Here is a 23,317-nt window from a genome sequence, read left to right as displayed (position 1 = left end):
CTCGAGCCGATTTGGGTAGTGTCATGAACTCGAAATCCAGCTCCTCTTCCTTGCTGTCGGTCGACTCCGCCGCCGCGTCTGCCACGTTGCCGGATCACCGACTGACATTCCGTACCCGCCACCGGGACGGCGTCGTCATCCTGTCGGTCCATGGTCAAGCCGATGCGTTCACCTTGTCGCTGTGGCGGCAGACGGTGCGCGAGGCCGCGGATACGGCGGCGAAGTCGGGCGGCGCGCTCATCGTCGATGCGGGAAGGCTCGACTTCCTCTCGCTGCGCACCCTCGGCGCCCTCGTCGAGGACGCGGCCCGATTCCTCCGCGACGGCGTCCGGACTTGCCTGGTCACCACCGATCTGCGCATCGCCCGCCTGCTCGCCGAAGACCCGCGCACCGCGCTGCTGACGGTCCGCTCGACGGTGGTCAGCGCCCACACGGCTCTCGAAGCGCCGATGCGCTCCGCCCCGCCCACGGTCGCACCGGACGACACCGCCGAGGCGAGTGGCGGCGCGCTGTCCACGAGACGGCGGCGTCACGGCCCGTCGTCGGCCGTGATCCCCATTTCGGCGAGGAAGGCGGTCGCCGCGGGCGTGCGCCGGTAACGGCTCCAGACCACGTACTCCACGCGAGTGGGCGCGTCGGCCACCTCCACGGTCACGACGTCGGTGAGCTGAGGGACATAGGCGGCGGCCATCATCGCCACGCAGAGATTCTCCGCGACGAGCCGGACCATGTAGTCGGCGCTGGACACCTCGTAGGCGACGTCACGATCGAGGCCCGCCGCCTCGAAGGCCAGATCGGATTGAATACGCCCGGCGGTCCCCGCCGGTAGGTCGACGAAGACCTCTTCGGACAGCCTGCGGAGGTCGACCACCGATTCGACCGCGAACGGGTGGTCAGGCGCGACGACAGCGACCAGCCGGTCGCGAGCGAGCTCGCGACCGGCGACGTTGCGTGGTCGCATCGTCGGCGGCAGGCCGAGAAAGGCCACGTCGATCGCGCCCCGCTCGACCTGCTCGACGAGCTCCTCACTGGCGCCGACGCGCAGGCTCACCCGCACTGTCGGATATCGCCGGCGAAAGGCGCGCAGCGCGCCGGGGATGTCGGCCGCGGCCACCGTGGGGATGAGGCCGACCGCGAGCCGCCCCCTGACCTCCCCGATCGCGGCGGCCACCTCGGCCGCCGCCCGCTCCGCGGCATCGAGGCACTCCCGGGCCGCGGGCAGGAACGCCGCACCTGCCGGGGTCAGCCACACCCGTCTGCTGGTGCGCTCGAACAATCGCGCGCCGAGTTCCTTCTCCAGTCGCGCTATCTGGTGACTGAGCGCCGACTGGACGACAAGACAGCGTTCGGCCGCCCTGGTGAAACTGTTCGTCTCGGCGACCGCGAGAACGTAGCGCATCTGCTGAAGTTCCATGGATCAATCGTGAATCACGATCGATCCTGTGACAAACATGTGTTGGACTCATTGATCCTCGGCCGCTGGAATCGGAAGGGTGAACAGCCCACCAGCACCACCGGTATCCGCCGGAGCCGGCAGCAGCTCCTCCACCGGAGATCTGCCGCGCGCCGCCCTGACGGCCATCGCCCCACTGTCCTGGGGCACCACCTACATCGCCATCACCGAACTCCTTCCGCCCGGACATCCCCTGTTCGCAGGGGTCATGCGGGCGCTGCCCGCGGGACTGATCGCACTCGCGCTCACCCGTGTGCTGCCGCGCGGCGATTGGTGGTGGAAGGCCGCGGTGCTCGGGGTGCTCAATATCGGCGTGTTCACCGCGCTGCTGTTCATCGCTGCCGAACGCCTGCCCGGCGGTGTCGCCGCGACGTTGGCGGCGGCGCAGCCGCTGGTCGTCGCGGTGCTGGCGGTGGTCATCCTGCGCGAACAGCCCTCCGCCTGGCGGATCGCCTGGGGGGTGACCGGCGTGGCCGGTGTCGGGCTGGTGGTGATCGGCCCCGAAGCCGCGCTCGACGCGACCGGGATCGTGGCGGGGCTGGTCAGCGCCGCGTCCATGGCACTGGGGCTGACCCTCACCAAACGCTGGGGACGGCCCGCCGGAGCCGGTCCGACCGCTTTCGCGGGCTGGCAACTGGCGGCGGGAGGTCTGTTTCTCCTGGCGGTCACGCTGGTCGTCGAAGGACCGCCACCGGCGATCGACGCCACCGCCGCTCTCGGCTACCTCTGGCTGGGACTGGTCGGCGGTCTGATCGCCTACGCGCTGTGGTTCCGCGGAATCGGCACCTTGCCGGTCACCTCCGTCGCGGTGCTCGTCCTGCTCTCACCGCTGGTCGCGGCGGGCCTCGACGCTGCGCTGCTCGGCCGCGCCCTCGGCCCGATCCAACTCGCCGGATTCGGTCTGTCCCTGCTCGCGATCGTCGCGGGCCAACTTCCGGTACCCACGTCCCCGCGCCGCACCAGGCCCGACCAGAAGGAATCAGCTCGATGAATCGCTCTGCCGCACACCATGAGATCGCCCTGGTCACCGGCGCGACCGGAGCCCAAGGCGGAGCCGTCGTCCGCGCACTGCTCGACCGCGGCTGGGCCGTGCGGGCGCTCGTGCGCGACCGCGCCAAGCCCGCCGCCCGGGCACTGGAAGCGCTCGGCGCGCAACTGGTCGCCGGTGACCTCGACGACCCCGATTCCCTGCGCGCCGCCGCCCGCGACACCGACGCGGTGTTCAGTGTGCAGCCCAGCGACATGACCGCCCCCGACCCGGAAACCGAAGTGCGGCAGGGGCGCAACGTCGCGGACGCGGCGGCGGTGGCAGGCGTCGGCCACCTGGTCTACAGCTCGGTAGGCGCGGCCCCGCGCGGCTCGGGGGTCCTGCACTTCGAGACCAAAGCCGAGATCGAGGCATACATCAGGTCGATCGGGGTGCCCGCGACGGTCCTGCGGCCGGTCTACTTCATGGAGAACTGGCGGCACACCGTGCCGGAACCGGCGAACAGCGAACGGATCGGCGCCATCGCCCTCGATGCCGACACCCCGCTACAGATGATCGCCGTGGCCGACATCGGCAGGATCGCCGCGGAAGCGTTCGCACACCGCGGCGAGTTCATCGGCGAGACGATCGAGATCGCCGGCGACGAGCTGACCGTGCGGCAGATCGCCGAGGCCTTCACCCGGGTCGACGGCATCCCGACGCGCTTCGAGCGACAGCCGGCCGATCAGCTGCGGACGCACGCGCAGGAACTGGCGAAGATGTACGACTGGCTCGACGAGCACGGCCATCGAGCCGACATCGCCGCGCTGCGCGCACGCTTCCCCGAACTGCTGACCTTCGAGGACTGGCTGCGAACCGGGTCGCGCGGGAGGTAGCCGCTGAGTGATGCCCGGTCCGCTCGGCGCCTCGGCGCTGCCACACCATGCGCTCCCGATGGCTATTACTGTCGGCAGGGCGGGACAGCACCGGGAAACGGTGCGGCCCGCGCTCGACGAGTAGCGACGAAAGCAACGGATCCGATGAGCACAGTGCACGCCTTCACCGACGACGCCCTCGGCGATCTCGACGCCCTCGGGGTCGCCGCCCGGATCCGCGGCGGCGAGGTGAGCCGGGAAGAGGTGCTCGAGGCCGCCATCACCCGCGTCGGCAAGGTACAGCCGCACCTGAACGCCGTGCAGGTCGAGTGCTTCGACCGGGCGCGCAACCAGCCGCCCACGTCGGGGCCGTTCGCCGGAGTGCCGACGTTCGTCAAGGACAACGCCGATGTCGCCGGTGTGCCCACCTGCCACGGCTCGGCGGCGTTCACCCCGTATCCCGCCACGGCGGACAGCGCGCCCGCGCATCAGTTCCTGGCCCAGGGTTTCACCGTGCTGGGCAAGTCGACGTTGTGTGAGTTCGGGCTGACCGCGAGCACCGAGTACGTCGATCGCCCGCCCACCAGGAACCCCTGGAACACCGACTACTCCGTCGGCGCCTCCTCCGGCGGATCCGCCGCGCTGGTCGCCTCCGGGGCGGTGCCGATCGCGCACGCCAACGACGGGGGTGGGTCCATTCGCATTCCCGCGGCGGTGACCGGGCTCGTCGGGCTCAAACCGACCCGCAACCGCCTGCTCGACCAGCCCGGTGCCAGACAGTTGCCGGTCAATCTGGTCTGCGAAGGGGTGCTCACCAGGACGGTCCGCGACACCGCCCACTATCTCGCCGCCGCCGAACGACACCGGCCCGAGCCGGGGCTGGCGCCGGTCGGTCTCGTCGAAGGCCCCGCCGACCGCAGGCTGCGCATCGGCGTGATCCGCTACGACGTCCTCGGTCGTCCCGTCCACCCCGAGACCGACCGGATCCTGTCCTCGGCGGCCGAGATGTTCGCCGATCGGGGACACGAACTCACCGAGCGGCGCCTGCTGGTCGACGTACAGTTCGTCGAGGACTTCACGCTGTACTGGTCGCTGTTCGCGGTCCTGATGTCCGCCGGATTCCTGGTGAATCACGGCCGCCGTTTCGATCCGCGCAAGCTCGACCCGTTCACCAGGGGTCTCGCCCGCAAGGTCGCCCGCAATCCGCACCGGCTTCCCGGCGCGATCCGCAGGCTGCGCGGCGGGCCGGAACTCTACGCCCGCCACTTCGCCGATGTCGACGTCCTGCTCACCCCGACGCTGGCCCATCCCGCACCCCGCATCGGCGAGCACCACCCCGGCCAGCCCGCCGACGAGTTGTTCGCCAAGCTCATCGACTACGTCGGTTTCACCCCGCTGGCCAATGTCGGCGGCGGCCCGGCCATCTCCCTGCCGCACGGCCGCCACACCCACGGCCTGCCCGGCTCGGTCCAGATCTTCGCGCCCCACGGCGGCGAGCGAACTCTTCTCCAGCTCGCCTACGAACTCGAGGCCGTCGCGCCTTTCCCGCGTATCACCGAGTGAGGTTCGTGCCCACGCGGTTCACAGCGCGGGGGCGGACCGCTCGGTCACCCGGCGCAGCGCGGCGGCGTATTCTTCGCCGATCCGGTCGACGATCTCCGCTACCGGCTCGATCGCGCGGATGTTCTGCAAGCCCTGACCCGCGGCCCAGACGTCCTTCCAGCGTTTGATCGAGGTGCCGCCCGCGGTGTAGTTCTTCGCGCCGGTGGCGGGCGCGAGATTGTCGGGGTCCAGCCCCTGGGCGCGGATGCTGTCCTTGAGCCAGGAGGCCGGGGTGCCGGTGATGGCGTCGCTGACGATCAGGTCGTCGGGCCCGGCGGCGACGACCATCTGCTTGTAGGCGGTCTCGGCCAGGCTCTCCCGGCTGGCGAGGAAGCGGGTGCCCATGTAGACCAGATCGGCTCCGGCGGTGACGGCTCCGGCGACGCCGTGACCGTCGCTGATGCCGCCGCCGATGATGACCAGGCCCTCGAAGAAGTCGCGGATCGCCGAGGTGAAGGCGAACGGCGAGAGGTGGCCGGTGTGCCCGCCCGCCCCGGCGGAGACGCAGGCCATGCCGTCGACACCGGCTTCGGCGGCCTTGCGCGCGAGCCGCATGTTCACCACGTCGGCGATGACCAGGCCGCCGTATCCCTTGACGACGTCCATCACCGGACGTGGCGAGCCGAGCGCGGTGATGACCACCGGGGGCCGGTACTCGGCGATCAGACGCAGGTCGTCGGCGAGCCGGGCGTTGGTGCTGTGGGTGATGAGGTTGGCCGCCCACGGCGCGGCCGTGCCGTCGCCGGAGCGGGCCTGATCGGTGATGGTGCCCATCCAGGTGTCGAGTTCCTCGACGGTGCGGCAGTTCTGGGTGGGAAAGGAGCCGATGATGCCCGAGCGGCAGGCGGCGATCACCAGATCCGGTCCGGAGACGAGGAACATCGGCGCGGCGACGACGGGCAGGCGGAGGGCGGAGAGCAGGGCGGCGGTCATGAATTCTTCCTCGGGACGGGATCGTCACACGCGGGATCGCGCGTCGACGACGGGTCAACTGGTCAGCGGGGCGAGCAAGCGGGCGACCGCGGCGCGATCGACCTTGCCCAGTGCGGTCAGCGGAAGGGCAGGCAGGCGGTGGACGGACTTGGGGCGCTTGTAGTCGGGCAGCACCTCGCGACACCGGCGCAGGACCTCCGCGTCGGTGAGTTCGGTGTCGGCGAGTTCGGTGTCGGCGAGGTGGCTACCGCCGCGGTCGGTGTCGGTGTCGGTGCGGCCGGTCCGGGGACCGGCGGTGTAGGCCGCCACGATGCGCTGGCCCCACACGGGATCGGCCAGCCCCACCACCACCGCGTCGGTCACCCCGGCGACGGTCAGCAGCGCCTGCTCCACCTCGCGCGGATACACGTTGTACCCGCCGGTGATGATCATGTCCTTGCCACGGCCGGTGAGATGCACGTACCCCTCGGCGGCCCGGAAGCCCAGGTCACCGGAGTACAGACGGCCGTCGCGATGACTCTTGCCGAGATCGGTCCTGGTATCGGCATTGTGGTAGCCAGGGCTCACGGCGGGTCCGGCGACCACCAGTTCACCTACCTGCCCCTCGGATACCGCGATATCGCCGTCACGGAAGTCGATGTCCACGTCGGCGCACGGCTTACCGACCGAGGCGAGGATCTCGCCGTCCTCCTCCATCCCCCGGCGATGATCGGCGATGCCGAGCACCGTCAGCGGCGGGACGGCCTCGACCATGCCGTAGTACTGCACGAGATTCGGCGTGATGCGGTGGTAAGCCTGCCGGATGTGCTCGACGGGCATAGGCGCGCCCGCGTAGGCCAGCATGCGCAGGCGGCGCAGCGGGGCGAGTGCGGCATCGTCCAATTCCAGCAGCCTGGCGATCACGGTGGGGACGAGCGCGGTGTGGGTGCCGCCTTCGGCGGCGACCGCGGCGAGGAGATCGGCCGGCCGCGCGTGGTCGAGCAGCACCTGTCTCCCTCCCACGGCGAGGAAGGGCAGGACGAACAGCCCGCTGGTGTGGATGACGGGCCCGGCATGCACGAAGACCGGCGGCTCCGGTCCGTCCAGGGTTGCGGCGAGGACGTGGTCGCGCATCGCGCGCAGCGACGCGAGCCGGTTGGCGTGGGTGCGCCGGGCACCCTTGGGTACACCGGTGGTGCCCGAGGAATAGTGCAGGGCGCACAGCGAATCCGGCGCGAGTTCGGGTAAGCGCGGACGAGCAGGCGCCGCGGCGGCGAGACCGTCGAGGGTCTCGGTGGTGGCGGCGTCGTCCACCGCGGCGACCAGGACCGGTACCGGGGCCGCGGCGGCGAATTCCCGCGCTCCGTCGACGCCTGGATCGTAGACGAGCGCGCACGGTCGGCAGTCGTCCATGACGCGAGCCCAATCTCGCGGACCCACCCGCGGATTGAGCGCGACGCGCACGTACCCGCCGATTGTGAGCGCCAGATCGACCTCGATCGCGGCCACCGAGTTCGGCAGCAATACCAGCACCGCACCGCCCGCTTCGACCCCCCGCGCCGCGAATCCCGCGGCCAGACGGTGCACCCGATCGGACAGTTCGGCGAAGCTCAGGCTCCGCGCGCGATCCGCTACCGCGATGTCCGTGCCGTACGTCTCGGCGGCGGTGCGGACGATATTCGCGATCGACATGGATACTCGGCCTCTCCACTTCACTACAGTTATTGAAGTAAACTACGGCCGTGCCGGATCGCGCAACCACTCCGGCCCCGAGGCAGAGGAGCCGACACCGATGACCCGCCCGAACACCGACCCACGCACCCCCTGGATCGTCGACGCGGTCCGCACGCCGTTCGGCGCCGCCAGGGGCGCGCTGTCCCACATCCGCGCCGACGACCTCGCCGCCCTGCCGATCGCCGATCTGCTGGCGCGGCATCCGAACCTCGATCCGGCGCGCATCGACGACGTGGTGTGGGGCAACGCCAACGGCGCGGGCGAGGACAACCGCAATGTCGCGCGGATGGCCCTGCTGCTGGCGGGACTCCCGCACACGATTCCGGGCGTCACCGTCAACCGGCTGTGCGGATCCGGCGCGGAGGCGTTGCTCTCGGCGACGCGCCGGATCGCCGCGGGTGACGCCGACGTGGTGCTGACCGGCGGCTCGGAGAGCATGAGCCGGGCGCCCTATGTGCTGCCGCCGATCGATTCCGCCTTTCCCCGGCAGCTGGAACTGACCCCGACGACGGTCGGCTGGCGCATGGTCAATCCCCGCTTCCCCGCCGCCTGGGTCGAGTCGCTCGGCCGGTCGGCGGAACTGGTGGCCGAGCACAGGGGCATCGGGCGGCTCGAACAGGACGAGTGGGCGCTGCGCTCCCATGAGCTCGCGAGAAAAGCCTGGTCGGACGGCATGCACGCGGAATTCGTCCTGCCACGGGACGATCTCGCGCGCGACGAGTCCATCCGTGACACCAGCGCCGCGACGCTGGCCGGGTTGCGGCCCGCGTTCTCCCCGGAGGGCACCGTCACCGCGGGCAACTCCTCGCCGATGAACGACGGCGCCGTGGCGGCGCTGGTGGCCGGTGGTGCCGTGGTGTCCGAGCTCGGCGCGCGACCGCTGGGCAGGGTGCTGTCCTCGGCTGTCGTCGGCGTGGAACCGGACCAGTTCGCCGTGGCTCCGGTCCCGGCGATCACCAAGGCGCTCGAGCGCGCCGGGCGCACTCCGGCCGACGTGCGCGTGCTGGAACTGAACGAGGCGTTCGCCGCGGTGGTGCTGGCATGTCTGCGGGAACTGCCGGAGATCTCCGCCGAGCGGGTGAACCCGTTCGGCGGCGCGATCGCGATGGGTCACCCGCTCGGCGCGTCGGCGGCCCGGATCGTCATCGACTGCCTGCGTCACCTCCGACGCCTCGGCGGCGGAATCGGCGTCGCGGCGGCATGCATCGGCGTCGGGCAGGGCATCGCTATTGTGTTGGAGGCCTGAGCGAGAGCGTCGAGACTGCAGGTACGGGGAGGCAGGGTGGCAATGGCCGAGAACCCCGGTCCCACCGCGACCGCCAGTCCGGTCGCCCAGACCATCGACCTGCTCGGCGATCGGGTGACGGTGGCGATCCTGCGTGACGCCTTCGTCGATCACGTCCGGCGTTTCGGCGAGTGGCTCGACCGGACCGGCGCGCCGCCGGCGATCCTGACCTCCCGTCTCAACGCCCTGGTCGAGGCCGGGCTGATGTGCCGGACCCCGCAGTCCGGCGGCTACGACCGGCACGACTATCTGCTCACCGACCTGGGGCTGGCGACGTGGGAGCTGCTGGTCGCCATCTGGTCCTGGCAACGGGAGTGGTCGGCCGACGGACTGCTGCAGCCGGAACTGGTGCATGTGCCGTGCGGACATCGTGGCCCACCGGAACTGATCTGCCGGCACTGCGGAGGGCTCGTGAAGGCGCGCGACGTCCATGTGGAGATGGACCCCGACTCGCTGGTGCTGGCGGGCAAGGGCTGGCGCAGATCCACCCGCAGCACACCTGCGCTCAGCCGCGTCGATCTGCAGTTCACCGAGGTCATGGAGGCGATCGGCGATCGCTGGAGCGCCTTGGTGACGGGACTGGCGCTGTCGGGCGTGCGCCGATTCGGCGAGTTCCAATCGATCCTGAAGATCTCCCCGTCCACGCTGACCGAGCGGCTGACGCGACTGTCGGAAGCGCAGATGATCACGCGCGACGACGGTGGCCGTGAGTACCTGATGACACCCCGCGGCCGGGCGCTGTTCCCCATCTTCGCTTTCCAGGTGGCCTGGGCACAGCGGGCGCACCCCGATGTCCCGGTCGAGCAGCTGGGCCCGCGCCTGCATCACGACGCGTGCGGAAAGTGGTTCGATCCCGGGCTGCGCTGCCGCGGATGCGAGGCCGTGCTCACCCGCACATCGGTGCTCTTCCACTCCTGATCGCGCATCGGCGCCACGGCTCTCGATGACACGTTGACAAACCATGCTGTGGCTTGTTTCACTTCAGTAATCGTAGTAAATTTCCGGGCATCGCGGGCCTCTCCGTTCCCCGAGTCCCGGCACCGATGCTCACCTCGCACCAGTCTTCGACAGGAACCCACTGTTCATGTTCTTCGAAAAGCACTCCGACCTGCTCGCCGCAGCCGTGGAGGCCAATCGGACCCGCACCGCGTGGACCGGCTTCGCGCCGATCACCCCGCCCGAGTCGGCCGAGGCCGCCGACCTCGTCGGTGCCTACGACGGCCGCACGCTCGAGGTGTCGACGCGGACCGCCAGGACTCTCACCGCCGAGGAGATCTCCCCCTACACCGGCAAGGCGCTGAACGTCTCCTACAGTGCGCCCTCGCCGGAAGAAGCCCTGCAAGCGGCGGCCACGGCCGCGTCCGCGCTGCGCGAGGCCTCCGCCGAGCAGCGGGTCGGCGTGTGCCTGGAAGCGCTGTCGCGCATCCACGCGCGCGGCGCGGAATTCGCCGCGGCCACCGCGCACACCACCGGGCAGAGCCTGGGCATGGCGTGCAGCGGCAGCGGCACCAACGCGCTGGACCGCGGGCTGGAAGGCCTCGCCATGGCCTGGGCCGCCCTGCAGCGGATTCCCGAGTCGGTCACCTGGCAGGCGACGTTCGGCAAGACCCCGGTGACGCTGCGCAAGCGTTTCCGTCCCCGCCCGCTCGGCACCGCGCTGGTCGTCGCGTGCGCGTCGTTCCCCGCGTGGAACGCCTACCCCGCCATCCTGGTCAACCTCGCCACCGGCAATCCGGTCCTGGTCAAACCTCATCCGCGTTCGGTCCTGGCCACCGCCCTGGCCGTGGAGGTACTCCGCGACGTCCTGCGCGAGGCCGGTCTACCCGCCGATGCCGTGCAATTGGTGGTCGACACCGTCGACGAGCCGATCGCCGGGCGTCTGGCCACCGACCCGGCCACCCGCATCATCGATTTCACGGGCAGCCCGGCCTTCGGGAACTGGCTCGAGCAGAACTGCCGCCACGCGCTCGTCTTCACCGAGACGGCGGGCGTGAACACGGTCGTGCTCGATTCCGTCCACGACCTGCCCGCCACGATTCGTACACTGGCGAGCGGTCTTTCGCTGTTCAGCGGCCAGATGTGCACGACGCCGCAGAACATCTACATCCCCGACGCGGGGGTGCGCACCGATGCGGGCACGGTGGCACGCGCGGAGGTCGTCGAGGCACTCCGCGACGCACTGGACGAACTCGCCGCGGCGCCGCGGCGGGCCGCTGCTGTGTGCGGGGCGCTGCAGTCGGACTCCACGCTGCGTTCGCTGCGCGGCCTCGCCGAGGAGGCCGAACGCGACGGAACCCTCGTCCGCCCACCCACCGCCTACGATCACCCGGACCACCCGGGCGCGCGGGTCACGACGCCGATGCTCATCCGCCTCGACCCCCGCCGAGGCGACACCCTGCCCGCGGGTGAACAGTTCGGCCCGGTGGCCTTCCTCGTCGACTGCGCCGACACCGCGGCCGCGGTCGCCCACGCCACCGACAGTGTCCGCGCGCACGGCGCGATCAGCTCCTACCTGTACTGCACCGACGACGAGACCGTCGACGAGATCGCCGATGCCTACGCCGACGCGGGTGCCTCGCTGTCGGTGAACCTGGTGTCCTCCATGCCGATGCAGTACGCGGCCGCCTACAGCGACTACCACGTCACCGGCTTGAATCCGGCGGGCAACGCCACCCTGACCGACGAGTCCTTCGTGGCCGGACGGTTCCGGCTCGTGCAAGACCGCCGCCAGGTGGCGGATCGATCACACAGCCAAGTGGCAGGCCGATCACACAGCCAGGTGGCGGGCCGATGACGCAGTTCGAACCCGGCGTCTTCGTCTACGACGCGATCCGCACCCCGAAAGCCCGTGTCCGCCGCGACGGCGGAACCTTCGCCGAGGTGCCCGCCTACGAGCTGCTGGCCCAGGTGCTGCGCGAGCTGACCCGGCGCGGCACCCCGGCCGATCGCATCGACGACATGGTGATCGGCACCAGCACCGCGTTCGGTGATCAGGGTGGAGATGTCGCCCGCGCGGCCCTGCTGTGGGCGGGCTGGCCCGACGAGATCCCCGCGGGCGTGGTGTCTCGGTTGTGCTGTTCGGGACTGGACGCCGTCGAGACCGGCGCCGCGAAGATCGCCGCGCGCAGCGCGGATCTGGCGGTCGTGGGCGGCGTGGAATCCATGTCCCGGGTGCCGATGATGTCCGACGACCCCGCCTTCGTCACCAGCACCGCGCTGGGCGACCGGACCGGATACGTCACCATCGGCGTCTCGGCCGACCTCACCGCGATGCAGTACGGCTTCAGCCGGGAAGATCTCGACGCGAGCGCGGTCGTCTCGCACCGCCGCGCCGCGGCCGCGACTGCCTCGGACTCGATCGTGCCCGTGTGGGGATCCGACGGCCCTCTGCTGAGCGTCGACGAGGGCCCGCGGCCCGACACCACGCTCGAGGGCCTGGCCGGCTTGCGGCCGCTGTTCGGTGCGGACCCGTCCTGGGAGCGCGTCGAGGCGCGACTGCCCGGCGTCACCCGTCCGGCCACCGGCCTGCACACCGCGGCGACGGCGCCCCAGCCCGCCGACGCCGCCGCCGTGGCGGTGCTCGGCAAGCGTTCCGCCGCTGCGCTGTTCGATCGACCGCCGCTCGCGGAGATCGTCGGCATCGCGCACGCGGCGGTCCGCTCCCCGCTGCTCACCGCGTCGGTCGTGGCGGCGAGGAAGGCACTCGACAGCGCGGGCATCTCGCCCGGCCGGCTCGACGTCGTCGAGGCGAACGAGTCCTTCGCCGCGTCGACGCTGGCCGTGATCCGCGAACTCGAACTCGACCCGGCGAAGGTCAATCCGAACGGCGGGTCCATGGCCACCGGACACCCGCTCGGCGCGGCGGGCGGCGTGCTGTTGGTCGACGCCCTCGACCAGTTGCGCCGCATCGACGGCGAGCACGCCCTGATCACCATCCCCGCTGCCCTCGGCCTCGGCGCCGCGCTCGTCGTTCGACGCCTGCGCTGACCCCCGCCCCACCCATCGAAGGAGATGGCCCTCATGACCTCCACGGCGGAACACTCTCCCGCTCAGCGCCTTCGCGCCTGCCACTCCGAAGACCGCGTGCGGGACTTCCTCGATCGCGGCTGGTGGCGGCCCGAGACCCTGCTCGACCTGTTCGACGGTCACGTCGCCGCGCGCGGGGACCAGGCCGCGATCACCGACGCCCCCAATCTCACCGAACTGTGCGGCCTCGCGCCGCGATCGCTGACCTGGCGCGAACTCGACACCGAGATCGACGAACTCGCCGCCCGCCTGCACGCCGCCGGTATCCGCGCGGGCGATGTGGTGGCGGTGTTGATGCCCAACTCCGTCGCGCTCACCGCCACCTACTTCGCGCTGTGGCGGCTCGGCGCGATCGCCGCACCCATGCCCGCCTCCTACCGCCGCCACGAACTGAGCCGGATCGTCGCCTCCTGCGCGGCCGTCGCGGTCATCACGGTCACCGCGCTCGGCGATCGCACCCCGCACGAGGAGGCGCTGTCGCTGGTCGGCGAAACCTCCTCCCTGCGGACTGTTTTCACCTTCGGTCCGGCGAGCGGCACACCGTCCACGGCGCTCGACGACGCATCTCCGTCGGAGGCGACGGTCCGCGAGGTCCGGCACTACATCGCCCAACTCCCCCGCACGGTCAACGACTGCCTCACCATCTGCTGGACCAGCGGCACCGAAGCCGCCCCCAAGGGCATTCCCCGCTGCCACGCCGACTGGCTCGCCATCGGTCAGGCGGCCCAGGACGGCCTGCTGGCGGCGGCGGATTCGGTGATCGTGGGCCCCTTCCCGATGGTGAACATGGCCGGCTTCGCGACCTCCCTGCTGCCCTGGCTCTTCGGCGGCAGCCATCTGGTGCAGCACCATCCCCTCGATCTCGGCGTCTACCTGTCCCAGATCCAGACCCACCGGGCGACCCACACCAGCATGCCGCCGGCCATCCTCGCCCTGTTGTTGCAGAACGCCGCCCTGCGGGCGCAGTTCGATCTGTCCTCGCTGCGCACGGTCGGCTCCGGCGGCGCCCCGCTGCCGCCCAGCGTGGTGCGCGACTGGCAGGTCGACCTCGGCATCGACGTGCTCAATTTCTTCGGCTCGAACGAGGGCATCTGCCTGCTCGGGGTGCCCGCCGACACACCCGACCCGATGATCCGCGCCGAGTACCTGCCGAACTACAGCTCCCCGGCCAAGAAGTGGTCGACATCCGTGGCCGAACGCACCTCGGTGCGGCTGGTCGACCTCGACCGCGGGACGGAGATCACCACGCCCGGCGGCCGGGGGGAGCTGCGGCTGAAGGGCCCCACCGTCTTCGCCGGATATCTGCCCGGCACCGCCGAGAGCAGCCCGTTCGACGACGAGGGCTACCTGCGCACCGGTGATGTCTTCGAATTGTGCGGCGAGCACGGCGAATACCTGAAGTTCGTCGATCGCAGCAAGGAGATCATCATTCGCGGCGGGATGAACATCGCGCCCGCCGAGATCGAGGGTCTGCTGATCGCCCATCCCGCGGTCGCCGATGTCGCCGTCGTCGGCTACCCCGACGCGGTGCTCGGCGAGAAGTGCTGCGCCGTCGCCGTTCCCGCACCCGGTCAGGAACTCACCCTCGACACCCTGGTGTCCTTCCTGCGCGAGAAGGACGTCGCCTCGTTCAAGCTTCCCGAGAAGCTGCTGACCGTCGAGACGCTGCCGCGCAACCCCATCGGCAAACTCCAGCGCCGTGAACTGCGCGGCCTCGTCGCAGGCGACGAACAGTCGTGAGCGGCGGACCGCTCCCCCACCCCGCGCCGCGGCCGACGCCGAAGGGCTCCGGCCCGGAACTGGCGCAGGCCCTGACCCGCATGCTCGACGACCGCCTGCCCGGCAACCTCGGCATGCGGGTGATCTCCGCACAACCCGACCGGGTCGTCGGCGAATTCACCGTGCACGAGGGACTTCTCGCACCCAACGGCTACCTGCACGCCGCGGCTGTCGTCGCCCTGGCCGACACCATGTGCGGCATCGGCACCCGGCTGTCGATTCCCGACGACGCGGCCTTCACCACGGTCGAACTCAAGACCAACTATCTCGGCACCGCTCGCGCGGGCGTGGTCACCGCCACCGTCACCCCCGTCCACACCGGCAGACGCACCCAGGTATGGGACGCCACCGTCAGCGACGACCGCGACCGACCGATCGCGGTGTTCCGCTGCACCCAACTGGTGTTCCAGCCGTAGCGCGCGCCACGCACACGAATCGAAAAGGATTACACATGACCACACCGAACCTCCCGGGCGGCAACCCGATCGCCGTCGCCCGCACCGCCGACCCGGCCGTGGAGAACCCCTATCTGCTCGGCGTGTTCGCACCCGTCCGCGAGGAGTTGACCCTCGACGACCTGCCGGTGATCGGCGAGATCCCGGCCGACCTCAACGGCGTCTACCTGCGCAACGGCCCGAACCGTCAGTTCGACGCCCCGGGCCGGTACCACATGTTCGACGGCGACGGCATGATCCATGCCGCGCACTTCGAGAACGGCAAGGTCAGGTACCGCAACCGCTACGTCCGCACCCGCGCCTTCACCCAGGAGTCCGAGGCGGGCCGCGCGCTGTGGACCGGCCTCATGGAGAACCCGAAGGACAACCCGTGGGGCAACGGCCACGGCCTCGGCATCAAAGACGCCGCCAACACCGACGTCATCTACCACCGCGGCCAGGTGCTGGCCACCTGGTATCTGTGCGGCACCCCCTACGGCGTCGACCCGCTCTCGCTGGAAACCATCGGCGCGCAGGACTTCCTGGGCACCTTCGCCGGGGACATGATGGCCCACCCCAAGGTCGACGAGGCCACCGGCGAACTGCTCTGGTTCGACTACGGCCCGGACATGGACTACCTGCGCTACGGCATCATCGGCGCCGACGGCACCCAGACCCATCTCGCCCACATCGATCTGCCCGGTCCGCGCCTGCCGCACGACATGGCGATCACACCCAACTACTCGATCCTCATGGATCTGCCGCTCGTGCAGGACCACGAGGCACGCAAGGCGGGCAAGTACCGCATCTACTACGACCGTGAACTCGTGTCCCGATTCGCCGTCGTTCCGCGCCACGGCAGCGGCGACCAGGTGCGCTGGTTCGAGGCCAAGCCCTGCTACATCTACCACGTCGTCAACTCCTGGGAGGAGGGCGAGGAGATCGTCATGGACGTGTGCCGGGTCAAGAACCCGCAGCACCAGAGCACCTTCGACCACCCGCTGGCCAGCATGCTCGCCTACATGCGTCTGGACGCCCAGCTCTACCGCTACCGCTTCGACCTGCGCACCGGCGCCACCAGCGAGCACGCCCTCGACGACGCCAACATCGAGTTCCCCAGCGTCGACTCGCGCATCATGGGCCGGCCGCACCGCTACTCCTACAATATGAGCCTCGCCCACGAGCCCACCCTGCTGTTCGACGGCCTGGTGCGTTTCGACTCCGCGACCGGCGCCAAGGAGGAGCACAAGTTCGGCCCCGGTCGCTGGGGATCGGAAGCCCCCTTCGCGCCCCGCGACGGATCGACCGGCGAGACCGACGGCTACCTGGTCTGCTTCGTCAACGACGAGGCCGAGGACCGGGGCGAGATCGACATCTTCGATGCCGCCGATATCGCGGCTGGGCCGCTGGCGAGAGTGCTACTGCCGCAACGTGTCCCGTCCGGCTTCCACGCCACGTGGGTGCGCGGGGACCAGCTGACTGACGCGGACTGAGGCACGCGGCGTCGATCCGCCCCCAGCCCTCGGTCCACGGCGGGCCGCGGGCGGATCCGACACCCGGTGGTGACAAACCCGAAGCCGAGCGTTCATCACACATTCGGAGATAGTTCCTCCGCTTTACGGTAACGTCGTTGTCATGGGCGTGTCGCGTCGGCAGTTGTTGCGCTACGGCGTCGCCGGGTCCGCTCTGCTGCTGGCGGGGGCATCGATGGTGAGCAGCGGTCGTTTTCGCGCGCCCCGCTGGTCGGAGGATCCGTTCACCCTCGGAGTCGCCTCAGGGGATCCCTCACCGGACGGCTTCGTGCTCTGGACTCGCCTCGCTCCGGACGCGTTCGCCCCGGACGGTCACGGTGGGATGGGTCCGCGCCCGGTGACCGTGGAGTACGAGGTCGCCGAGGACGAGGCGTTCACCGAGGTGGTACGCCGCGGCGAGGCGGTGGCCGGCAGGGAGCTGGCCCACAGCGTGCATCCCGAGATCCACGGCCTCGCGCCGGATCGCTGGTACCACTACCGTTTCCGGGCCGGTTCGGCCGTGTCGCAATCCGGGCGGACCCGCACCGCACCGGCCCCCGACAGCCATCCCACCCGGCTGCGGTTCGTCTTCGCCTCGTGTCAGTCGTGGAACGACGGCTACTACACCGCCTACGACCACATCGCCGACGAGGATCTCGACCTGGTCGTGCACCTCGGCGACTACATCTACGAAGACGCGCTCACCGGACGCCGCACGGGCAGGCCGGTGGAGTCCCACATGCGGCCCGAAGCCCGGGATCTGGCGGGGTACCGCCTGCGCTACGCGCTCTCGAAGGTCGAGCGCCCGCTACAGCGCGCGCACTCTCACTTCCCGTGGCTGGTGACCACGGACGATCACGAGATCGACGACAACTGGGCCGCGGAATCATCGGGCCTCGACCTCGACATCGACAACATTCCGGCGCTGTTCCGACGACGTCGCGCCGCGGCCTTCCAGGCCATGTACGAGCACCAGCCGCTACGACTCGCGCAGCTTCCCGCCGGGACGCGGACACACCTGCATCGCCGCTACCACTACGGCGGCCTCGCCGACATCACCATGCTCGATACCCGCCAGTACCGCACCAAGCCCGCTGTCCTCAACGGCGAGATGACCACCCATCTCGCCGGACGTTCCGACAGTTCCGCCACGATTCTCGGCGACGAGCAACGAGATTGGCTGGTCGAGGGCTTCGCGCGGTCGAACGCGCGCTGGCACATTCTCGGCAACCAGGTGGTGATGGGACAGACCGACCACGATCCAGGCCCCGACACCGCAGTCTCCACCGACGCCTGGGACGGCTATGTCGCCGACCGCGACACCGTCGTCGCCGCCGCGACCGATCGCGGGGTCCGCAACCTCGTCGTCATCAGTGGCGACCGGCACGAGAACTACGCCGCGGACCTGCGCCGCGACTACACCGACCCCGACTCCCCCGTCATCGGCAGCGAATTCACCGGCACCTCGGTGACCAGCGGCGGCGACGGCGTCGACATCTACGAACACGGCAGGCGCCTGCTGGCAGCCAACCCCGATCTGAAGTACTACAACGCGCAACGCGGATACGTCCGCGTGGAGGTCGATCGGCAGCTGTGGCGCAACGACTTCCGCGTGGTGCCCTATGTACAGCGACCAGGAGCGTCCGTGCGCACCGACGCCACCTACATCGTGCAGGACGGTGTGCCAGGAGTTCTCGAGGCATGGCAGCCCGGCCGGCCCACCGCGGCCGATGTCGAGGCCGCCCGAGAAGTCGACGGTCTCGCCCAGGCCGAGGACGGGGACCGCTGACCCTCGGCTCAGCCGACCCGGTCGAGGGTCGCCGTCACGGTCTCCTGGTATCCCTCGCGTACTACGCCGGTATCGAAGAAGTCCAGCCGGCCGGTGGCTCCGGCGGAGACGGTGACATTGCCGTTCGGAATGCACGGCCCCGAGAGGATTCGCTCGTAGAACGCGGCGGACGAGCCGTCGGATTCCTGCTCCCGCAGGGTCAGCTCGCCAGAGCACGTTCCCTCGGCCACTTCGTAGTTCGTGTGGCCGACGACGGTGCCGACGGCACCCGATCGCAGGGTGAGGGTCATCCGGTACTGCGACAGGACGCCTTGATCGTCCTGTTGCGCGATGCCTTGCCACACGCCCGTGATCGGCTGATCAGCCGCGACAGCCGGTGCGTCGCCGCCGAAGGACCTCAGCACCGGGATCGCCAGTCCGATGACCGCGAGCAGCACGACTCCCACGACGACCGCCGCCGTGATCCGGCGACCGGATCATCCTCCGACTCGATGCCGCGACCGCTCGAGGCCGCGACGACCGCCTCGGCCCGTCGACATAGGCCATCGAGATCCACAGCCTGCCCTCCTCTTCCCCGCGCGCGTAGATCGTGACGATATTCGGATGCGACAACCGCGCGACCATGTCGGCCTCGCGCTGAAAACGCCTCCGCACGTCCTCGTCCCCGGCCACCGCGCGCGGCAGCACCTCCAGGGCGACACAGCGCGGCAGCCCGCGATCACGGGCGAGGAACACCTCCCCCATCCCGCCCGCCCCGAGAAGACGCTCGATCCTGTATCCGGCGAACGCCTGCCCCGGCACCAGCAATGACCCCACCGCATTCCTCCCGATGCCCCGCTTCGGCCGACGATACGCCCTGCCCACGCCCTCAAATCGCACTCATGTCCGGATCGACGCGACGCAACGCGGAGGCCATGCTCCAGTCATCCCCGGTACTGCGCGACCTCCGATGCCGGCGCGGCGGTCTCGGCCCGCGCCGCCGGGTACGCGGCACGCACCACAACGTCCCCGGGCCGAAGTCGGCAACCGCTCGGGGCCTCGGCGAGCGGCCGGGACGCATGCGAGCCGACGCACCGTCGATTGCCGATCTCCGCGCCGCCGCATCGGCTAATCTCGGCAAGTCGGCAAATTCAGAGCTAACACACAGCGCGTTGTGCACGCCCTCAGGAGGTTCCGGTGAACGGTAATTCCACATCTCGACGGCTCAGATCGACAGCGATGCTCAGATCGGCGGTGGCGCTGGCCGCCACCATGGCGTTCGCGGCGACAGCGGTGGCATGCGACTCGGATTCCGCCGAGCCCGATCCGACCACCGACGCGGAGCGGCAGGCAGCAGCCATGAAGGCATACGCCTACACCTATCCGCTTGTCGCGGTGGAGGTGACGCGGCGGCAATCGACGAATCTGCCCACGGCGAACCCGGCGATCGGCATGGCGCCGATGAATCAGCTCGCGCCGCTGAACTTCCTGCCGAACTCCGACTTCACCGGGGTGGTGCGCCCCAATATCGACACCCTCTACGTCTCGATGTTCTTCGACGTCTCGGCGGAACCGCTGGTGGTGAGCGTGCCCGACATGGGCGGCCGCTACCACCTGTTCCCGCTGCTGGACATGTGGACCAATGTCGACGCCTCACCCGGCACTCGCACGCTCGGCGACCGCGGTGGCTACGAGTTCGCCATCGTCGGCCCCGACTGGCAGGGCACACTGCCCGAGGGGGTGATCGAATATCGGCTGCCGACCGACGGCGGCTGGATGATCGGGCGCATCCAGGTGAACGGGGCCGAGGATGTGGCGAACGTCGTCGCCATCCAGAACCAGATGACCGCGAAGCCGCTGCGCGCCTACGGGAAGCCCTACACCCCGCCGGAGAACACCGCGGTGAATCCCGACTGGCCTCGCGGTCTGGAGGTCGCGCAGTACATCCACGATCTGACTCCGCAACAGTACTGGGATCTGTACTACTCGAGCCTCTCGCACGACCAGATTCGACCCGAGGACGAGGCTCTGCTCGACGAGCTCGCCGCGATCGGCTGGTCACCGGACCGTCCGCTCGACCTCGCCGCCCTGCCCGAGGAAGAACGCGCCCGCTGGGAGAAGGCGTGGCCGAAGGCACTGTCGCAGATCGAAGTCGACCTGGGCGAGGAGCCGATCAACGGCTGGCAGACCGCCCGCGGCAGTATCGGCGACTACGGCGACGACTACGCCGCACGCGCCGTCGTCGCCTACGCCGGCCTCGGCGCGAACCTGCCCGAGGACGCGGTCTACCCGGCCACCCGCCTCGACGTCGAAGGCGTGCAACTGCGGTCCGACACCGATTACGTCCTGCGCTTCCCCGCGGGACAAGCGCCCCCGGTCGAGGCGTTCTGGTCGTTGACGATGTACGACGAGCGCGGGTTCCTCGTCGCCAACCCGGTCGACCGCTACGCGCTGCGCGGGGAGACACTCACCCAGAATCCGGACGGCTCGATCGACATCTACATTCAGCGGGAGAGCCCCGGGATGGAGCGGGAGACCAACTGGCTGCCCGCCCCGGCCTCGGGTCCGTTCAACCTGCTGTTGCGTGCGTACTGGCCCGATGACGCCATCATCGACAGCACCTGGAACCCGCCCGCGGTCACCCGGGCGGACTGAGCCACGCCGCCGACGGCCTGTTCGGCGCATAGGCCGTCGGCAGCCCAGCCAGGTCGGCGTGTCGATGGCGCCGACGCCGACCGCCTCGCTGCCCGCGCGGAACTCGTGGACATCAGCGACCCCTCCGTCGGCTCCGTCGTCACGACCATCCGTCGGCTCTCCTCAGGACGCAGCAGCGCGATTGCGGGTGTATGCGGTGCGCCTGCGAGCGCTGGTGATGCCGCACGGCCACCGTCTCCCGGGAATCCATGCCCTGACCGCACGGACCGACCTCGGGTTCGCGCCGATCGCCTCGGGTGTCATCGCCCGCCGCAAACGGGTGATGAGTGCGCTCGAACGCACCCACGCCGACGCACTCGCCCTCCGGCGCATGCGCGCGTCGGGCGACCGATTGGGTTCCGGCCCGGTCGGACTCGGGATTCCGGGCAGGCGGATCGTGGTCGCGATTTTCGCGGTCACTCCCACGCTGACCGCGGTGCCCTGATCGGAGCGCGCCGGGATGCTCGCCCTCGATGTCCGGCGATGAACTCCTGCGCTTTGGATTTCACGCCTTGGGTCATCAGATGCCAGCCCTCGGGGTCGCCGTGCAGAACCGCTTCGGCGGTCGACTTCATCTGCTCCCAGGTGGCGTGCGGTGGGATGGGCGGCACCTCGGGATCGGAGCGCACGTCGAGCACCGTGGGCAGGTCGGCGGCGAGAGCTTCCCGCCATGCGGGCGCGAGGTCGTCGGGATCGTCGACGGCGATCGCGTGCAGACCGCAGGCGCGGGCGAGGTCGGCGTAACTGACGTCCGGAAGCAGTTGCGACTCCTCGAATTTCGGCGCTCCCCCCATCGCGCGCAGTTCCCAGGTGACCTGGTTGAGGTCGTTGTTGTGGAACACGCACACCACCAGGCGCGGATCATCCCACTGGGCGTAATAGCGCCGGACGGTCAGCAGTTCGGCCGCACCGTTCATCTGCATGGCGCCGTCGCCGACGAGGGCGATCGCGGGCCGATCGGGGTGGGCGAACTTCGCGCCGATCGCGTACGGCACGCCCGCGCCCATGGTGGCCAGCGTGCCCGACAGCGAGCCGCGCATCTGCCCACGCAAACGTAGGCAACGGGCATACCAGTTGGTGGATGAGCCCGAGTCGGCAGTGACGATGGCATCGCCGGGGATCTGTCGCGACAACTCCCACACCACGCGCATCGGATTCACCGGCCGTGCTTCCAACATCGATTGGCGTTCGAGGGCCTCCCACCAGCGCGACACAGCGGCTTCGACGCTCTCGCGCCAGCCGCGGTCGGACTTGCGCTCGAGATGTCCGATCAGGTCGGTCAGAGTCTGTTTCGCATCGCCGACAAGATTGACCTCGGTCGGGTAGCGCATCCCGATCATGGTGCCGTCGATGTCTATCTGCACCGCGCGGGCAGCGCCGAACTCCGGCAGGAACTGCGAGTAGGGGAAGTTCGAGCCGACGATCAACAGCGTGTCGCAGTCCCGCATCAGCTCGTAGCTGGGGCGGGTGCCCAGCAGGCCGATCGAGCCGGTGACATACAGCAGATCGTCGGGCAGCACATCCTTGCCGAGCAGCGCCTTGGCCACGCCCGCGCCGGTCAGCTCCGCGACTTGCTTCACCTGCTCGGCGGCGCCGCGGGCACCCTGCCCGATCAGGATCGCCACCCTCGACCCGGCGTTGAGGATGTCGGCGGCGCGCACGATGTCGGCCCGGTCGGCGGTGGTGGTGGTGCGGGGCACATCCGGCGGGCTGGAGGGCACTTCCTTGAAGGCGTGTGAAGGTGGCTGATACTGCTCTTCCTGCAGGTCCGCCGGAATGATCACGGCGGTGGGCGCACGTCGGCTTCGGGCGGTGCGGAAGGCTCGGTCCAGCGCGTTGGGCAATTGCTCGGCGACATTGACCTCGACCAGGTAGTCCGAGGCGACATCCTTGAACAGGCTCTGCAGATCGACTTCCTGCTGATAGCTCCCGCCCATCGCGCTGCGCGCGGTCTGCCCGACGATCGCGACCACGGGGACGTGGTCGAGTTTCGCGTCGTAGAGACCGTTGAGCAGGTGGATCGCGCCGGGCCCCGAAGTCGCCGTGCAGACACCGACCTCACCGCTGAACTTGGCATAGCCGACCGCCTCGAAGGCCGACATCTCCTCATGCCTGGACTGGATGAATGCCGGACTGTTCCCGGCGCGCCCGAAAGCCGCGATCAATCCGTTGATGCCGTCGCCGGGATATCCGAAGACCTGTCGCACCCCCCATTCGCGCAGTCGCCGCAGCACGTAGTCGCCGACCTCATCAGCCATGTCCGTCTCTCCTCCGCCG

Annotated in this window: 20 protein-coding genes; 14 read left to right on the top strand and 6 right to left on the bottom strand. The window is 69.9% G+C overall.

Going from position 1 to position 23,317, the window contains the following annotated elements:
- The first annotated feature begins 23 nt into the window (after window positions 1-23).
- Window positions 24-599 (top strand): STAS domain-containing protein, encoded by a 576-nt coding sequence (locus tag IU449_RS01130; protein ID WP_195000110.1) that lies wholly within the window; start codon window positions 24-26, stop codon window positions 597-599.
- Here IU449_RS01130 and IU449_RS01125 read toward each other — a convergent pair.
- Window positions 530-1,414: a LysR family transcriptional regulator gene (locus IU449_RS01125; protein ID WP_195000109.1), complete on the bottom strand. Its 885-nt coding sequence runs from the start codon at window positions 1,412-1,414 to the stop codon at window positions 530-532. The two genes, IU449_RS01130 and IU449_RS01125, sit on opposite strands and share 70 nt — an antisense overlap.
- A 79-nt stretch (window positions 1,415-1,493) precedes the next feature.
- Here IU449_RS01125 and IU449_RS01120 point away from each other — a divergent pair, with 79 nt between their 5' ends.
- The 3 genes from IU449_RS01120 to IU449_RS01110 all read left to right on the top strand — a co-directional run bounded on the left by IU449_RS01120 (window position 1,494) and on the right by IU449_RS01110 (window position 4,858).
- Window positions 1,494-2,444, top strand: a complete 951-nt coding sequence (locus IU449_RS01120) for an EamA family transporter (RefSeq protein WP_195000108.1) — start codon at window positions 1,494-1,496, stop codon at window positions 2,442-2,444.
- Window positions 2,441-3,316, top strand: a complete 876-nt coding sequence (locus tag IU449_RS01115; protein ID WP_195000107.1) for an NmrA/HSCARG family protein — start codon at window positions 2,441-2,443, stop codon at window positions 3,314-3,316. Before IU449_RS01120 ends, IU449_RS01115 begins: the two co-directional genes overlap by 4 nt.
- Before the next feature lie 144 nt (window positions 3,317-3,460).
- Complete coding sequence (locus IU449_RS01110) at window positions 3,461-4,858, top strand: amidase (protein WP_195000106.1); 1,398 nt, start codon at window positions 3,461-3,463, stop codon at window positions 4,856-4,858.
- Window positions 4,859-4,876: 18 nt separating this feature from the next.
- On the opposite strand, the gene IU449_RS01105 is transcribed toward IU449_RS01110, so the two are convergent.
- On the bottom strand, window positions 4,877-5,830 hold the full coding sequence (locus tag IU449_RS01105) for an NAD(P)H-dependent flavin oxidoreductase (RefSeq protein ID WP_195000105.1): 954 nt from the start codon (window positions 5,828-5,830) through the stop codon (window positions 4,877-4,879).
- Between the two features lie 54 nt (window positions 5,831-5,884).
- Window positions 5,885-7,501 carry a class I adenylate-forming enzyme family protein gene (locus tag IU449_RS01100; protein ID WP_195000104.1) on the bottom strand — a complete coding sequence of 539 codons (1,617 nt, stop codon included), beginning with the start codon at window positions 7,499-7,501 and terminating at the stop codon, window positions 5,885-5,887.
- Window positions 7,502-7,601: 100 nt separating this feature from the next.
- On the opposite strand from IU449_RS01100, the gene IU449_RS01095 reads away from it, so the two are divergent.
- From IU449_RS01095 to IU449_RS01060, 8 genes are all read left to right on the top strand, one after another.
- Window positions 7,602-8,789, top strand: a complete 1,188-nt coding sequence (locus tag IU449_RS01095; protein ID WP_195000103.1) for a thiolase family protein — start codon at window positions 7,602-7,604, stop codon at window positions 8,787-8,789.
- Between the two features lie 42 nt (window positions 8,790-8,831).
- Window positions 8,832-9,746: a winged helix-turn-helix transcriptional regulator gene (locus IU449_RS01090; protein ID WP_195002228.1), complete on the top strand. Its 915-nt coding sequence runs from the start codon at window positions 8,832-8,834 to the stop codon at window positions 9,744-9,746.
- A 166-nt stretch (window positions 9,747-9,912) separates the two neighbouring features.
- A complete protein-coding gene (locus IU449_RS01085; RefSeq protein WP_195000102.1) occupies window positions 9,913-11,622 on the top strand; it encodes an aldehyde dehydrogenase family protein in 1,710 nt (569 codons plus the stop codon).
- On the top strand, window positions 11,619-12,815 hold the full coding sequence (locus tag IU449_RS01080) for a thiolase family protein (protein ID WP_195000101.1): 1,197 nt from the start codon (window positions 11,619-11,621) through the stop codon (window positions 12,813-12,815). The genes IU449_RS01085 and IU449_RS01080 overlap by 4 nt, the downstream gene beginning before the upstream one ends.
- 33 nt (window positions 12,816-12,848) lie before the next feature.
- Window positions 12,849-14,594 (top strand): class I adenylate-forming enzyme family protein, encoded by a 1,746-nt coding sequence (locus IU449_RS01075; RefSeq protein WP_228803610.1) that lies wholly within the window; start codon window positions 12,849-12,851, stop codon window positions 14,592-14,594.
- Window positions 14,591-15,049 carry a PaaI family thioesterase gene (locus IU449_RS01070; RefSeq protein WP_324188033.1) on the top strand — a complete coding sequence of 153 codons (459 nt, stop codon included), beginning with the start codon at window positions 14,591-14,593 and terminating at the stop codon, window positions 15,047-15,049. Before IU449_RS01075 ends, IU449_RS01070 begins: the two co-directional genes overlap by 4 nt.
- 35 nt (window positions 15,050-15,084) lie before the next feature.
- Window positions 15,085-16,560, top strand: coding sequence for a carotenoid oxygenase family protein (locus IU449_RS01065; protein WP_195000099.1), 1,476 nt, complete (start codon window positions 15,085-15,087; stop codon window positions 16,558-16,560).
- A gap of 142 nt (window positions 16,561-16,702) precedes the next feature.
- Window positions 16,703-18,367, top strand: coding sequence for an alkaline phosphatase D family protein (locus IU449_RS01060; protein ID WP_195000098.1), 1,665 nt, complete (start codon window positions 16,703-16,705; stop codon window positions 18,365-18,367).
- Window positions 18,368-18,375: 8 nt separating this feature from the next.
- Here IU449_RS01060 and IU449_RS01055 read toward each other — a convergent pair whose 3' ends face one another.
- Both IU449_RS01055 and IU449_RS29600 read right to left on the bottom strand, forming a co-directional pair.
- Complete coding sequence (locus tag IU449_RS01055) at window positions 18,376-18,813, bottom strand: hypothetical protein (RefSeq protein ID WP_195002574.1); 438 nt, start codon at window positions 18,811-18,813, stop codon at window positions 18,376-18,378.
- On the bottom strand, window positions 18,728-19,111 hold the full coding sequence (locus tag IU449_RS29600; RefSeq protein ID WP_324188226.1) for a hypothetical protein: 384 nt from the start codon (window positions 19,109-19,111) through the stop codon (window positions 18,728-18,730). Before IU449_RS29600 ends, IU449_RS01055 begins: the two co-directional genes overlap by 86 nt.
- 474 nt (window positions 19,112-19,585) lie before the next feature.
- Here IU449_RS29600 and IU449_RS01045 point away from each other — a divergent pair, with 474 nt between their 5' ends.
- Entirely contained in the window at window positions 19,586-21,001 is a 1,416-nt protein-coding gene (locus IU449_RS01045) for a DUF1254 domain-containing protein (protein ID WP_195000096.1), read from the top strand.
- A 196-nt stretch (window positions 21,002-21,197) separates the two neighbouring features.
- Complete coding sequence (locus tag IU449_RS01040; RefSeq protein WP_195000095.1) at window positions 21,198-21,485, top strand: hypothetical protein; 288 nt, start codon at window positions 21,198-21,200, stop codon at window positions 21,483-21,485.
- Here the strand turns inward: IU449_RS01040 and IU449_RS01035 are convergent.
- The gene (locus tag IU449_RS01035; protein ID WP_195000094.1) at window positions 21,457-23,298 is read right to left on the bottom strand and encodes a thiamine pyrophosphate-requiring protein; all 1,842 of its coding nucleotides are present in this window, start codon (window positions 23,296-23,298) and stop codon (window positions 21,457-21,459) included. The two genes, IU449_RS01040 and IU449_RS01035, sit on opposite strands and share 29 nt — an antisense overlap.
- Window positions 23,299-23,317: the final 19 nt, after the last annotated feature.

Origin of the sequence: Nocardia higoensis (genome assembly GCF_015477835.1) — a bacterium.
GTDB lineage: Bacteria > Actinomycetota > Actinomycetes > Mycobacteriales > Mycobacteriaceae > Nocardia > Nocardia higoensis_A.
Note: the sequence above shows the minus strand (reverse complement) of the source record. Positions and strands in the feature narration are given on the sequence as shown.